The following is a 13840-nucleotide window of genomic DNA, read 5'->3' as shown; positions in this document are numbered from 1 at the left end:
ATCAACTCAGTGTCGGCAGTGTCGTTGCAGCGATCTGTTCGGCTTGCTTCTTGCGGTAGTCGGCCAGTTTTTGCGCCAACGCTTTGTCGTTGAGTGCCAGCATGGAGACGGCAAACAGACCCGCATTCGCCGCGCCCGCTTCGCCGATGGCGAAGGTGGCGACCGGGATTCCCTTGGGCATCTGCACGATGGACAGCAACGAGTCCATGCCCTTCAGATACTTGGATGGGATGGGCACGCCCAGCACGGGCAATGCGGTCTTGCCGGCGATCACGCCCGCCAGATGTGCCGCACCGCCCGCGCCGGCAATAAAGAATTGCACACCCTGCGCGCTCATGTCCTTGATGTAATCGAACAACAGGTCGGGCGAACGATGCGCAGAGATGACGCGCGCATCGAATGTCACCCCGAAATCCTGCAGGGCACGTGCGGCCTGCTGCATGATCTCCCAGTCATTCGAACTGCCCATCACGATGGAAACGAGCGGCCTGGTCATGACTTATGCACCTTTGTGGTAACCCACCACGCGTTCGACTTCGTTCTTCGAACCGAGGATGACCGGCACGCGTTGGTGCAGGCCGGTGGGTTTCACTTCCATGATGCGCTCGCGGCCTGTGGAGCTTGCGCCGCCAGCCTGCTCGACGATGAATGACATGGGGTTGGCTTCGTACATCAGGCGCAGCTTGCCGGGTTTGGTCGGATCCTTGGTGTCGAACGGATACATGAAGATGCCGCCGCGGGTCAGGATGCGGTGCACTTCTGCCACCATGGAAGCGACCCAGCGCATGTTGAAGTTCTTCTCGCGACCGCCGTCCTTGCCCTTCACGCACTCTTCGACATAGCGCTGCACAGGCTTTTCCCAGTACCGCTGGTTGGACATGTTGATGGCGAATTCCGCCGTATCTTCCGGAATGGTCATGTTCGGATGGGTCAGGAAGAAATCGCCGACGTCGCGGTCCAGCGTGAAGCCGTTCACGCCGTGGCCGGTGGTGATCACCATCATGGTGTTCGGGCCGTACAGTGCGTAGCCGGCGCAGACTTGCTTGGTACCGGGCTGCATGAAATCTGCAGCGGTCGGGTTGGTCACGCCTTCCGGGCAGCGCAGGATAGAGAAGATGGTGCCGACGGAGATGTTGACGTCGATGTTGGAAGAGCCGTCCAGCGGGTCGAATGTGATCAGGTACTTGCCGCGCGGGTATTGGGCAGGGATCGGGTAGATGTCGTCCATCTCTTCCGATGCCATCGCTGCCAGGTGCCCGCTCCATTCGTTGGCCTTGATGAACACTTCGTTGGTGATGATGTCCAGTTTCTTCTGGGTCTCGCCTTGCACGTTCTCGCTGCCCGCGCTGCCCAGCACACCGATCAATGCACCCTTGTTCACGTCGTGGGCGATCTGCTTGCAGGCGGAAATGACGTCGCTCAGCAGGCCGGTGAAATCGCCGCTGGCATTGGGAATATGGCGCTGCTCTTCGATGATGAACTGGATCAAACTCTTGCTCATTACTGCTCTCCTCTGATTAAATTTTTCAACTAACGGATTTTACAGGTTTTGCGCAGCGCGCTCTACGGCTATTTGGTCAAGGAAATGAACAGCTCCGGCAATTTTTCCGGCAGCTGTGCCACCTTGTCGATGATGGTGTACTGCTTGCCGAATATATCCGCCACATATTCATCGGCTTTTGGATCAAGATTGATGCAATAGCTGTAAATTCCCTGCTGGTCCAATTCCTTCACAGCCTGTCGGGTATCGGCGATCAGCAACTCGCCATCCTTGCTGTCCACATCCGACGGTTGCCCATCGGTGAGGATCAGCATCAGCTTCTTGTCCGCTTGCTGCTTTTCGAGATAATGCGCGGCATGCCGCATCGCGGCGCCCATGCGCGTGGAATAGCTTGCCTCCATCGCGGCCAGGCGACCCTTCACCTGGTCGTCCCATTTTTCGCTATAGCCCTTGATGTGCAGGAAGCGCACATCGTGCCGCGTATTGGAATGGAAGCCCGCGATGGCGAACGGGTCGCCCAGTTTTTCCACCGCCCAGCCCAGCAGCGACACTGCTTCCTGGCTCAATTCCAGGATCGTCTGGTCGCTGCCGGCCGCTTTCTCGTTCAGCGATTCCGACAGGTCGAGCAACAGCATCACCGCGATGTTGCGCCCGTCGTTGCGGTGACTCATGTTGATGCGCGGATCGGGTTGCGCCCCGCTCTTGTAATCGATGAGCGAGCGGATCGCGACATCCAGGTCGAGCTCGCTGCCTTCTTCCTGATAGCGGATGCGCACCTTGTCCTGGGGCTTCAGCAGGTCGAGCATCTTCTTCAGGCGCTTGGCCAGCCCCGCATGCTTTTCGAGCAGGCGATCGATGTCTGCAGCGTTGCCTTGCGGATGCAGTCCCTCGTATACGCTGACCCAGTCGGGGCGATAGCTCTGATTGTGATAGTCCCATTCGTGGTAGTGGCGCGGCGGCAGGCCCTTCAATTCCTCGCCCGGCTCGACCTTGCGCGGCTCGTCAAAGGCCTCTTCCTCGTCGCCTTCCTCAATGAATTTCCACATCTGGCGGTTATCGTCGCGGTAATCGATCACCGTGTCCTTGAAGTACGTGTTGGCGAAGTTATCGCTGTTCAGGCGCGTCTTCGCGATGAAGGCAACACCGAGGTCGGCCATCTCCTGGGTGGATGCCGCACCGTTTTCCAGCAAGGCATGGAAACGCAGCACGAATTCGATGGTGGCGGCATTCCGGTATTCGTGTTGCGGATCGAGGATGGCCCGCGACAGCATCGCCAGGCGGTGGCGCACGGTCGATTCCTTTTCCGCATCGCACGCCTGCTCCTGCGGCACCGGATGCAAGGCCTTGAAGAGGCGGCGCAAGCCCGGATATTCGCGCATCGCCAGGCATTCCACCCGGCTGTCTTCGAGGAACTCCGCCGCCATGCGCTGGAACGGACTCAGGTTGTCCGCAATGATGGCGGTGGTCCAGCGCCGGTGTCCGGCGATGTGGGCGAGCGTGGCCCGATACCGATCGAGTCCGCTGACACCCTGCGCATCGTCGTACACATCGGGCAGGCGGATACCCAGTTTGTCATAGTAGGGAACCGGTTTGCGCAGCTCGTCGTACATGCTGGAATAGGGGATCAGCATGTCGTCGTCCTGCCACAACCCGCGCAGGTACAGGCTCAATTTGCGTTCGTTGTCCACCAGCAGCGTGCCGTGCCGCTCGCGTTGCAGCACTGCACGGCTGTCGGCCGATTGCAGGCTGAAATAGTCTTTCTGCCGTTCCGGATGGTCGTCGTAATAGCGGATACCGTAGTCTGCCCAGTTCCTGAGGCCGGCCAGCGACAGCTGCGTCAGCAATGCCGGGACCTGCTTGAACATCTCCGGCAGGCCGGGGCTGGGAAAGGTCTGGTGGATGCCGTGTACCGATCCGGTGGTGCGCTCCATCAGGTCGAGCGCGATGGCCAGGTATTCGGCCAGCAGTTCGCGCGTTTGCAAACGCCGCGCGGTCGCGGGCAACGATTGCAGGAACGGCACGATGGCCGTGCCGTTCGGCGATTTCCACATCTTGCGGACGAACGCGATGATGTCGGGCAACGCTTCTTCCCCAACGATGGCGGCGATGTCGGGCCATTCCTCCAGAAAGATCAGGATCGGTTCGGCACCGCGTCCCATTCTGCCGAGAAAACGCGCCTGTTCGATATAGGCCTCCACGCCCGCATCGGAAAGTGTCGCCAGCGCTGCCTGCATGTGGTCTGCAAACACTTCGGCCACCCGCGGAAATCCGCAGGCAAGCTCCTTCCAGTAGGGCTGCAACTCTTCCGGTATGTCGGTCGCTTGCACGCTCATGGCATCATGCAAAGGTCGTGTCGATGGCGTGGTCCAGCGTGTCGCGGATGTCCGCGTCGTCGGTGATCGGGCGCACCAGTGCCATGCGGCAGGCGTCCCTTGGCTCGACGCCGCCCTTGATCAGGGTAGCCGCATACACCAGCAGGCGCGTGGAGATGCCTTCGTCCAGACCGTGCCCCTTGAGGTTGCGCGCTGCCTGGCCGATCTTCACCAGTTGCCCGGCCAAGCCCGGGTCGATATCCGCTTCCTTGCTCAATATGCCGGCCTCGACACTCGCCTCCGGATAATCGAACTCGAAGGCGGTGAAGCGCTGCTTGGTGGATTGCTTCAGGTCCTTCATCAGGCTCTGGTAGCCCGGGTTGTACGAGATCACGAGCTGGAAATCGGGATGCGCCTTGATCAGCTCGCCTTTCTTGTCGAGCGGCAGGGTGCGGCGGTGATCTGTCAGCGGATGGATCACCACCGTGGTGTCCTGGCGTGCCTCGACCACCTCGTCCAGGTAGCAGATCGCGCCGATGCGCGCTGCGGTGGTCAGCGGGCCGTCCAGCCAGCGCGTGCCGCCGGCATCGAGCAGGTATCTCCCCACCAGATCGCTTGCAGTCATGTCCTCGTTGCAAGCTACCGTGATCAGCGGCTTGTTCAGTTTCCACGCCATGTATTCGATGAAACGCGACTTGCCGCAACCGGTCGGGCCTTTCACCATCACCGGCAGGCGCGCAGCATAGGCCGCTTCATACAGCGCGACTTCGTTGCGCTGTGCCTGGTAGAACGGTTCCTTGCGGACCTTGTACTGTTCCTTGTTGTCCATTGCGACTCCTTCGTTCGGGCCTGTCCCGTGCAGTGCGAACGGGACCGGGTTCTGGAAAAAAACGCCCCCATCGTGTGGGGGCGCATTTTTACTGCATTACTGCCAAGCTTACTTGTGTACGCCCAGCTTTTCGCGCCAGCCCGGATACAGCTTGTCCGCATCCTTGGGGAAGGATTCGAACGCACGGGCGAATTCCTTGTGCTGCTTCGCATACTGGATCGGATCGGCGCCCGATTTCCAGCACTCGTAAGCCTGGCGCAGGGAGATCGCACCTGCTGCGGGACTGTCGATGTGGCCGTAAGATCCGCCACCAGCCGTGTTGATCACGTTGCCGTGGCCCAGGTTCTGGAAGAAGCCCGGCAGGCGCAGCGCGTTCATGCCGCCGGAAATGATCGGGGTGGTCGGCTTCATGCCGTACCACTTCTGGAAGTAGACCGGACCTTGGCATTCATCGCGCTCGATCATGTAGGCGATGTTGCGGTCGTCGCCTTCGCCTTCCATCTTGCCGTAGCCCATGGTGCCGACGTGGATGCCGGAAGCACCCTGCAGACGGCTCATCTTGGCCAGCACGAACGCGGTGTAACCGCGCTTTGCCGATGGCGATGTCACGGCGCCGTGACCTGCGCGGTGATAGTGCAGGTATTGGCCGGGGTACTGGCGGCGTGCGGTGGTCACCATGCCGGGACCGCCGACATAGCCGTCGACCAGGAAAGCCAGCTTGTCCGCATCCGGACCGAACACTTCCAGCGCATAGTCTGCGCGAGCACACATTTCATAGTGGTCGTCAGCCGTGATGTTCATGGAGAACAGCTTGGCCTGGCCGGTTTCGTCCTGGGCGCGCTTGAGTGCGTCGTACACCAGCGGCAGCACCTTCTTGAGCGGGCAGAATGTCTGGTTGCCCTGCGGTTCATCGTTCTTGATGAAGTCGCCACCCAGCCAGAACTGGTAGGCAGCCTTGGCGAACGGCTCGGGACGCAGACCCAGCTTTGGCTTGATGATGGTGCCGGAGATGTAGCCGCCGTCCTTGATCGGACGACCCAGGATACGCCACAGGTTGGAAATGTCGGTAGCAGGGCCGTCGAACATCTGGATCGCGCGCTCCGGCATATAGAAGTCGACCATCTTGGCATGTTCGATATCGCCCATGCCCTGGTTGTTACCGATCGCCAGCGTCAGGAAAGAAACCAGCATGAAGCGACCATCGGTGACGTTGCGGTCGAACAGTTCCAGCGGATAGGCGATGCGCATATCTTCGGTGGCTTCGTCGATGTAGTACACCAGCGCATCCACTCCCTTGGTGAAGTCGTCGGTGGTGGAAACTTCCACGTTGGTACCGGTAGAGGACTCGGCTGCAAAGTGTGCTGCCGCTTCCAGGTATCCATGCCCATCCTTGGGCTTCATCTTGTAGGCAACCAGAATATGTTTGCCACCCTTGATCAGGTCTGCTTCCTTGAGATCAAGGTTTGAATAACGATTGGACTGATCCATCTGTTTCTCCTGTTTGATTTGAATTCGGTCTTAAATTGCAGCGAAGCGAACTATACCCTCGACTACCATAAATAACAGTCAATTATGTTTATGTGAATCATAAGTAAAATTTATGGTATATATAGCTCATGCTGCCAATTTCTCTTCGCCAATTGCAGGTTTTTGAAAGTGTCGCCCGTCATCTCAATCATTCTCGGGCTGCGGCTGAGCTTTTTCTTACACAACCGGCTGTTTCAATGCAGATCAAGCAAACCGAAACTGCCATCGGACTTCCGCTGTTCGAGCAAGTAGGCAAAAAACTGTTCTTGACTGAGGCAGGCCGTGAACTGTTGCACTATGCACGTTCCATATTGCAAATCATGGGGGAAATGGAGTCCGTTTTCGATGAGATGAAAGGGGTTGAGCGGGGGACCCTCAATATTTCAGTGGTCAGCACGGCCAATTATTTCATGCCGCAACTGCTGGCCAAGTTCATTCAGTCGCACCCCAAGATCCAGGTCGGCCTTTCGGTTGCCAACCGCGATGCCGTTATCAGGCAGCTTTCTGAAAACATTGCCGATCTTGCCATTATGGGCCAGCCTCCCGATGGCACCGACATGCGAGCCGAGGCTTTCATGTTGAATCCATTGGTAGTGATTGCTGCACCGGCCCATCCGCTTGCGCAAGCCCACAACATCAAACCCAGACAATTGGCAAATGAGGTTTTTCTGTTGCGTGAACAGGGTTCTGGGACGCGCGGTGTTGTTGAGCGATTTTTTGCAAGTCACAAGCTTGCCCTGCCTGCACATATGGAGATGGACACCAATGAAGCCATCAAGCAATCGGTGCAGGCAGGCATGGGAATTGGGATTATCTCGCGTCACGGTATCGAGCTGGAATTGGAAACCAGACGTCTTGTTGTGCTTGATGTCGAACGCTTCCCCATCGTACGACACTGGTACATCGTCCATCGCAAGAACAAGAGGCTTTCCACTTCGGCACTGGAGTTCAAACGCTTCCTGCTGGAAGAATCTGAAAATATGATGTCGCAGGACAATGCCTCCCCAATGGCTCCTTAAACACTCTGCAAGTCGTCAATATATTTCTTCTGTTTCTTAATTTGCTTCATTTTGTTCTACGCTGATCGCAGCCCCGATTGGTTTCGCTACGTGGAGTAGAATGCGCGATCGTGTTCCTTGTTTTGTCAGTCAATGCCCTACTCTTTTCCCCGTGAACGCTGGTTGATCCCTTTGGGTCTGTTCGTGCTTTCCGTTACCTGGGGATATACGTGGGTAGTAGCCAAGCAAGCATTGGCTTACGCGCCTCCGTTCGCTTTCGCGGCTGAGCGTTGCGTAGGTGGCGCACTGGCCCTGTTCATCGCTATCAAATTCATTGGGCGGCCTCTTGAATTGGTTGCTCCCAGGCAAACGCTGGCTATTGGTTTGGCGCAAGTAACCGGTTTCATGTTGTTTCAGACCTGGGCCCTGGTGGAGGGTGGCCCTGGCAAGACCGCCGTATTGATCTTCACTATGCCGATCTGGACGCTGCTATTGGCCTGGCCAATCCTGGGTGAGCGCATCCGGGGTACTCAGTGGTTGGCAGCGATAAGTACATTGGCAGGGCTACTGCTGATCATTGAGCCATGGAATATGCACAGCAGCCTGTTCAGCAAACTGCTTGGGCTATTGGCCGCGCTGTGCTGGGCTGTCGGTACTATCCTCGTCAAACGTCTTCGCTCCACGCAGCAGGTCGATCTGTTCTCCCTTACCGCCTGGCAAATGATACTGGGTGCCGTGCCACTGGTGCTGTTGGCGTTGATTATCCCTGAGCAAGCCACAGACTGGTCGTTGGCTTATGTCGGCATTCTTGCCTTCATGGCCATCATCAGCACGGCAATGTGCTGGTTATTGTGGATAACCCTGCTTGACCGTGTGCCTGCCTGGGAAGCCAGCCTCTCTGTCCTTGGCACTCCCGTGGTGGCGATCGTTTCCTCCCGCCTGGCTTTGGGCGAGGATTTCAGAATCAGCGAAGTGGCTGGCATCCTCCTTATTGGCGGAGGCTTGGCGTTGCTGTCCTTGCTGGGTTGGGCTGCCAGCAAACGCAACAAAACGAAGCAATCTCTATAAAGAAAAAAAGCCGGCGTTTGCCGGCTTTTTTAAATCTGATACTAACTTACTTGGCGAGACCCACTACAAACTCAACCAACTCCTTGATCTGGTCTTGTTTCTTGCCAGCAGGATCGTTTGGAGTCATGGCCATCGAACCCCAATTTCCCGAACCACCTTGGGATACCTTCATCACCAGGCCTTCAACCAGTGGATATTCTTTGCCCTTGAATGTGTAGGTGGTAGCACCCTTGTACTTCTTGGATACGTCCATGAATGCTGGTCCGACCAGCTTCTTGTCCATTGCGTGACAGGCAATGCAGTTGTTTTTCTTGGCCAGTTCCGGCATGTCGGCTGCCATTGTGCTACCTGCAACCATCAAACCTGCTGCTGCTGTCATGCTGACGATAATCGATTTCATTGTTTCCCCTAATCATTAATTTAATTGTGAAGGATATTCCCCTCTAACTTCCCACCTATAGCTAAGTGGCCGCTCTTCTTCAAATTGCACGGCACGTTGTGTCCATACAACTAGTCCGCACTGCAAATGTACCAGAACATCAAGAAAATGTTAAGAAGTGGTCAAGCGAATGTCAATAATTTGTGGGTTGTCACGTTGATCGATCAGCCCTGGTTTGCCCAAAGCGCAATATTGCCTGCCATCAGCCAAACAAAAAGCGGCCCAAGGGCCGCCTTTTGAAAGTTTCACTTGCTGCGGATTATTTGACGATCGCGTTCAGTTCACCCTTGGAATAACGGGTTGCCATCGCGTCCAGCGAGATCGGCTTGATCTTGCCGGCCTGTCCGGCAGAACCGAAGGCCTCATAGCGTGCCTTGCAGATCGCCTTCATAGCCTTGGTGGTTTCGGCCAGGAACTTGCGAGGATCGAAATCCTTGGGATTCTGCGCGAGATAACGGCGAGTCGCGCCGGTGGACGCCATGCGCAGGTCGGTGTCGATGTTCACCTTGCGTACGCCGTGCCGGATGCCTTCGACGATCTCTTCGACCGGAACGCCGTAGGTCTGCGGCATCGCGCCACCGAACTGGTTGATGATCTCCAGCCACTCCTGCGGCACGCTGGAAGAGCCGTGCATCACAAGGTGGGTGTTGGGAATGCGGGCATGGATCTCCTTGATGCGGCTGATCGCCAGAGTGTCGCCTGTGGGCGGCTTGGTGAACTTGTAAGCACCATGCGATGTACCGATGGCGATCGCCAAGGCGTCCACCTGGGTCAGTTTCACGAATTCTGCAGCTTCGTTCGGATCGGTCAACAATTGGTCGTGGCTCAGCACGCCCTCCGCGCCGTGACCGTCTTCCTTTTCGCCGTGGCCGGATTCGAGAGAACCCAGGCAGCCCAGTTCGCCTTCAACGGAAACGCCAACTGCATGCGACATCTCAACGACGCTGCGGGTAACGTTGACGTTGTACTCGAAGGTCGCAGGTGTCTTGCCGTCGGTCATCAACGAGCCGTCCATCATTACGCTGGAGAAACCGGACTTGATGGCGTTGATGCAGATTGCCGGAGATGCGCCATGGTCCTGGTGCATGACGACAGGGATGTGCGGAAACATTTCCACGGCCGCTTCGATCAGATGGCGCAGGAACGGTTCACCCGCATACTTTCGTGCGCCGGCAGAGCCTTGCATGATCACGGGGCTGTTGCATTCGTCAGCCGCTTCCATGATCGCTTTGACTTGCTCCAGGTTATTGACGTTGAAAGCGGGCAGGCCATAGCTGTTCTCTGCCGCATGGTCGAGTAGTTGACGTAAGGATACGAGTGCCATTTTATTCTCCTAATAATAATTTCGAAAACGTTCGCAGTTCTTGAGTCTGCTTAGCTCTTGCGGTGGTCGCCCACGCGCACGATCTTCATGGTATTGGTATGTCCGGCCTTGCCTATCGCTTCGCCGACAGTCATTACCATCAGGTCACCATCTTTCACCATGCCCAAGCGTACCAATTCATCTTCCGCTTGATGCAACGTCACGGAATAGTCCTTGGATTCTATCCTGAATGCGATGGGATGTACGCCGCTGAACAGGGTGACTTTGCTCAAGGTTGCTTCCACCGGCGTCATCGCATAGATCGGCGTATCCCCGTTGATGCGCGACATCCACAATGCGGTCGAGCCGGATTGTGTCAATGCAACGATCGCCTTCACCTTGAAATGCGAGGCAGCATACAAGGCAGACATGGCGATAGACTGGTCGATACGCGAGAATTTGCTGTGATCCAGACGGCGATCCGACGCGCCATCTTCCGTTTCGACTTCGGCGTTGATACAGATTCTCGCCATTGCCTCGATGGTCTCCACCGGATAGTCGCCCACCGCAGTTTCCGCCGACAGCATCACAGCATCTGTCCCATCCAGTACTGCATTCGCAACATCCGACACTTCCGCACGAGTAGGTATCGGATTGGTAATCATGGATTCCATCATTTGGGTAGCGGTGATGACCAGCTTGTTCCTGGCGCGTGCCATCTTGATCATCTTCTTCTGCAGTCCCGGCACGGCAGCATCGCCGACCTCAACCGACAGGTCGCCGCGCGCCACCATGATGGCATCGGAAGCTTCGATGATCTCGCCCAAAACGGGGATGGCTTCTGCTCGCTCGATCTTTGCCACCAGCAGGCTCTTGCCGCCGGCATCATGCATCAGCTGACGCGCCAGCTTCATATCGTCGGCCGAGCGTGGGAAAGACACAGCGAGGAAATCCGCCTTGATCAACGCTGCAGTCTTGATGTCTTCCTTGTCTTTGTCTGTCAGTGCAGGTGCAGTAAGTCCGCCGCCCTTGCGGTTGATACCCTTGTTATTGGATAAAACGCCGCCTCGCACGACCACGCAATGCACCTCCGGACCCTTGACTCCCGTGACGTGGAATTCGAGCATGCCGTCGTTGAGCAGCAATACCGTGCCAATATCCACATCATTGGGCAGTTCTTTATAGTCCAGCCCGACACGCTGCTGATTGCCCAAGCCATCGAGCGAAGCATCGAGAATGAAGGCGTCGCCCTTGTTCAAGACGATCTTGTCGTTTTCGAATTTGCGCACGCGGATCTTCGGGCCTTGCAGATCTGCCAGGATACCGATGGTACGCCCTGCAGCCTTCGCTGCAGCGCGCACCTTCTCGGCGCGCCCCATATGGTCCTGGGCCGTACCGTGCGAGAAGTTCATTCGTACTACATCCACTCCCGCACGTATCATGTTTTCCAGTACCTTTTGGTCGCTGGATGCGGGCCCCAGTGTTGCTACTATTTTTGTTCTGCGCAGCATGTAATTCCTAGTTGGTTATTGTCTGGCACGCTGCTCCAGAATCTCCACTGCAGGCAAAGTCTTGCCTTCGAGGAATTCCAGGAACGCACCGCCTGCAGTGGAGATGTAAGACACCTTGTCATAGATGTCGTACTTCTGTATCGCCGCAATAGTGTCGCCGCCGCCAGCCAGGGTAAAGGCACTGGTTTCGGCAATTGCCTTGGCGATGGTCTTGGTACCTTCGCCGAACTGGTCGAATTCGAACACGCCGACCGGGCCGTTCCAGACAACCGTGCCTGCCTTCATGATGATATCTGCCAGTTCCTGTGCTGATTTTGGACCGATATCGAAGATCATGTCGTCGTCGGCTACATCGCCTGCATTTTTCAAAACTGCGGGTTCGTTGGCATCAAATTTCTTGCCGACCACCACGTCCACAGCGATGGGAATGTTGGCGCCACGTTGTTTCATTTTTTCGATCAGCGCCTGCGCGGTCGGAACCAGGTCATCTTCGCACAAGGATTTGCCGACGTTGTTGCCAACGGCCTTGAGGAAAGTGTTGGCGATACCGCCACCAACCACCAGTTGTTCGCACTTCTCGGACAGCGATTCCAGCACGGTCAGTTTGGTGGAGACTTTGGAGCCGCCGACGATGGCGACCATAGGGCGTGCGGGACTCAGCAGCGCCTTGCTCAGGGCTTCCAGTTCTTCGGTCAACAGGATGCCTGCCGCAGCCACAGGAGCGAATTTCGCCACGCCGTGCGTCGAAGCTTCGGCGCGGTGCGCGGTACCGAATGCGTCCATCACGAACACGTCGCAGAGAGCGGCGTATTTCTCCGACAGTTCGTCGTTGTTCTTCTTCTCGCCCTTGTTAAAGCGGCAATTCTCCAGCAGCACCAGTTCGCCTTCGGCGACGTTGAAGCCGCCGTCGATCCAGTCACGAATCAGGCGTACGGGTTTTCCCAGCTTGTTGGCGATGGTGTCGGCCACAGGCTTGAGCGAATTCTCTTCCGAGAAGACGCCTTCTTCAGGACGGCCCAGGTGGGAAGTCACCATCACTTTTGCGCCGGCTTTCAGCGCATGGTTGATCGTTGCCATCGAAGCGGTGATACGCGCATCGGAAGTCACTTTGCCGTCCTTGACGGGCACATTGAGATCGGAGCGGATCAGGACACGTTTACCTTTCAGTGCCAGATCGGTCATTTTGATAACGGACATGTTTTTTCCTTTGTTGCAGACTAAAGCGAAAAGGGCTGGCACCAGCCAGCCCTTCATCGGAGCAGATTACTTGGCGATGTGGCCAACCAGGCGCATCAGGTTGCAGGTATAGCCGTATTCGTTGTCGTACCATGCCACAACCTTGACAAAGGTCGGATCCAGCGCAATGCCGGCATCAGCATCGAATATCGACGGATTGACGCAACCGCGGAAGTCGGTAGAAACCACCTTATCGTTGGTATAGCCCAGCACGCCCTTCAGCGGACCGCTCTCCGAAGCAGCCTTCATTGCCTTGCAGATGTCGTCGTAGGTCGCTTCCTTGTTCAGTTCGACCGTCAGATCAACTACGGACACATCGGAGGTGGGCACGCGGAATGCCATGCCGGTCAGCTTCTTGTTCAATGCGGGAATCACCACGCCCACGGCCTTGGCTGCGCCAGTGGAGGAGGGAATGATGTTTTCCAGGATGCCGCGGCCACCGCGCCAGTCTTTGTTGGACGGGCCGTCAACAGTCTTTTGTGTCGCAGTTGCGGCATGCACCGTGGTCATCAGGCCGCGCTTGATACCGAAGGTGTCGTTCAACACTTTGGCAACCGGCGCCAATGCATTGGTAGTACAAGACGCAGCGGAAACGATCTTCTCGCCCTTGTAGGTGTCGTGGTTCACACCGTACACGAACATCGGGGTTGTATCCTTGCAAGGAGCAGACATCACCACCTTCTTGGCGCCTGCAGCGATATGTTTCTGGCAGCTCGCATCATCCAGGAAGAAGCCGGTACATTCGATCACGATGTCGGCACCAACTTCGTTCCACTTCAGATTGGTAGGATCCTTTTCGGCGGTCAAACGGATGGTCTTGCCGTTGACAACCAGATTGTTGCCGCTGACAGACACATCACCCTGGAAACGACCATGTACTGAATCGTGCTTCAGCATGTAGGCCAGATAATCCGGCTCCAGCAAATCGTTGATGGCGACGACCTCGATTTCCGGGAAGTCCTTCGTTGCCGCACGGAACACCATGCGACCGATACGCCCGAATCCATTGATACCAACTTTGATTGTCATAAATATCTCCCTATCACTTATTAAAAATCATTTGTGCGCGTGACAGTCTTTCCCGGATTCAGCAATTACTGGAGTCATTCCCTATGA

12 protein-coding genes are annotated in these 13840 nt (G+C 56.6%); 2 read left to right on the top strand and 10 right to left on the bottom strand.

Features of this window, described 5'->3' with window-relative positions:
* Window position 1 precedes the first annotated feature (1 nt).
* The 5 genes from purE to SLIT_RS00115 form a co-directional block, all read right to left on the bottom strand.
* Window positions 2–496, bottom strand: a complete 495-nt coding sequence (purE, locus tag SLIT_RS00135; RefSeq protein ID WP_013028167.1) for a 5-(carboxyamino)imidazole ribonucleotide mutase — start codon at window positions 494–496, stop codon at window positions 2–4.
* 3 nt (window positions 497–499) lie between these two features.
* On the bottom strand, window positions 500–1501 hold the full coding sequence (locus tag SLIT_RS00130) for a class 1 fructose-bisphosphatase (RefSeq protein ID WP_013028166.1): 1002 nt from the start codon (window positions 1499–1501) through the stop codon (window positions 500–502).
* 68 nt (window positions 1502–1569) lie between these two features.
* Window positions 1570–3834 (bottom strand): nitric oxide reductase activation protein NorD, encoded by a 2265-nt coding sequence (locus SLIT_RS00125; protein ID WP_013028165.1) that lies wholly within the window; start codon window positions 3832–3834, stop codon window positions 1570–1572.
* A 4-nt stretch (window positions 3835–3838) separates the two neighbouring features.
* Window positions 3839–4642, bottom strand: a complete 804-nt coding sequence (locus tag SLIT_RS00120; protein ID WP_013028164.1) for a CbbQ/NirQ/NorQ/GpvN family protein — start codon at window positions 4640–4642, stop codon at window positions 3839–3841.
* Between the two features lie 108 nt (window positions 4643–4750).
* Window positions 4751–6130: a ribulose-bisphosphate carboxylase gene (locus tag SLIT_RS00115; RefSeq protein WP_013028163.1), complete on the bottom strand. Its 1380-nt coding sequence runs from the start codon at window positions 6128–6130 to the stop codon at window positions 4751–4753.
* A 128-nt stretch (window positions 6131–6258) separates the two neighbouring features.
* Here SLIT_RS00115 and SLIT_RS00110 point away from each other — a divergent pair, with 128 nt between their 5' ends.
* Together SLIT_RS00110 and SLIT_RS00105 are read left to right on the top strand one after the other, a co-directional pair.
* Window positions 6259–7188: a LysR family transcriptional regulator gene (locus tag SLIT_RS00110; RefSeq protein WP_013028162.1), complete on the top strand. Its 930-nt coding sequence runs from the start codon at window positions 6259–6261 to the stop codon at window positions 7186–7188.
* A 171-nt stretch (window positions 7189–7359) separates the two neighbouring features.
* Window positions 7360–8235 (top strand): DMT family transporter, encoded by an 876-nt coding sequence (locus tag SLIT_RS00105; RefSeq protein ID WP_223293806.1) that lies wholly within the window; start codon window positions 7360–7362, stop codon window positions 8233–8235.
* Window positions 8236–8281: 46 nt separating this feature from the next.
* On the opposite strand, the gene SLIT_RS00100 is transcribed toward SLIT_RS00105, so the two are convergent.
* From SLIT_RS00100 to gap, 5 genes are all read right to left on the bottom strand, one after another.
* Complete coding sequence (locus SLIT_RS00100; protein ID WP_013028160.1) at window positions 8282–8635, bottom strand: c-type cytochrome; 354 nt, start codon at window positions 8633–8635, stop codon at window positions 8282–8284.
* A gap of 298 nt (window positions 8636–8933) precedes the next feature.
* Entirely contained in the window at window positions 8934–9998 is a 1065-nt protein-coding gene (gene fba, locus SLIT_RS00095; RefSeq protein WP_013028159.1) for a class II fructose-bisphosphate aldolase, read from the bottom strand.
* Between the two features lie 50 nt (window positions 9999–10048).
* Window positions 10049–11488: a pyruvate kinase gene (gene pyk / locus SLIT_RS00090; RefSeq protein ID WP_013028158.1), complete on the bottom strand. Its 1440-nt coding sequence runs from the start codon at window positions 11486–11488 to the stop codon at window positions 10049–10051.
* A 15-nt stretch (window positions 11489–11503) separates the two neighbouring features.
* Complete coding sequence (locus SLIT_RS00085; protein WP_013028157.1) at window positions 11504–12685, bottom strand: phosphoglycerate kinase; 1182 nt, start codon at window positions 12683–12685, stop codon at window positions 11504–11506.
* 66 nt (window positions 12686–12751) lie between these two features.
* Window positions 12752–13753: a type I glyceraldehyde-3-phosphate dehydrogenase gene (gap, locus tag SLIT_RS00080; RefSeq protein ID WP_013028156.1), complete on the bottom strand. Its 1002-nt coding sequence runs from the start codon at window positions 13751–13753 to the stop codon at window positions 12752–12754.
* Window positions 13754–13840 lie beyond the last annotated feature (87 nt).

The sequence above is a fragment of the Sideroxydans lithotrophicus ES-1 genome (assembly GCF_000025705.1).
Classification (GTDB): Bacteria; Pseudomonadota; Gammaproteobacteria; order Burkholderiales; family Gallionellaceae; genus Sideroxyarcus; species Sideroxyarcus lithotrophicus.
Note: the sequence above shows the minus strand (reverse complement) of the source record. Positions and strands in the feature narration are given on the sequence as shown.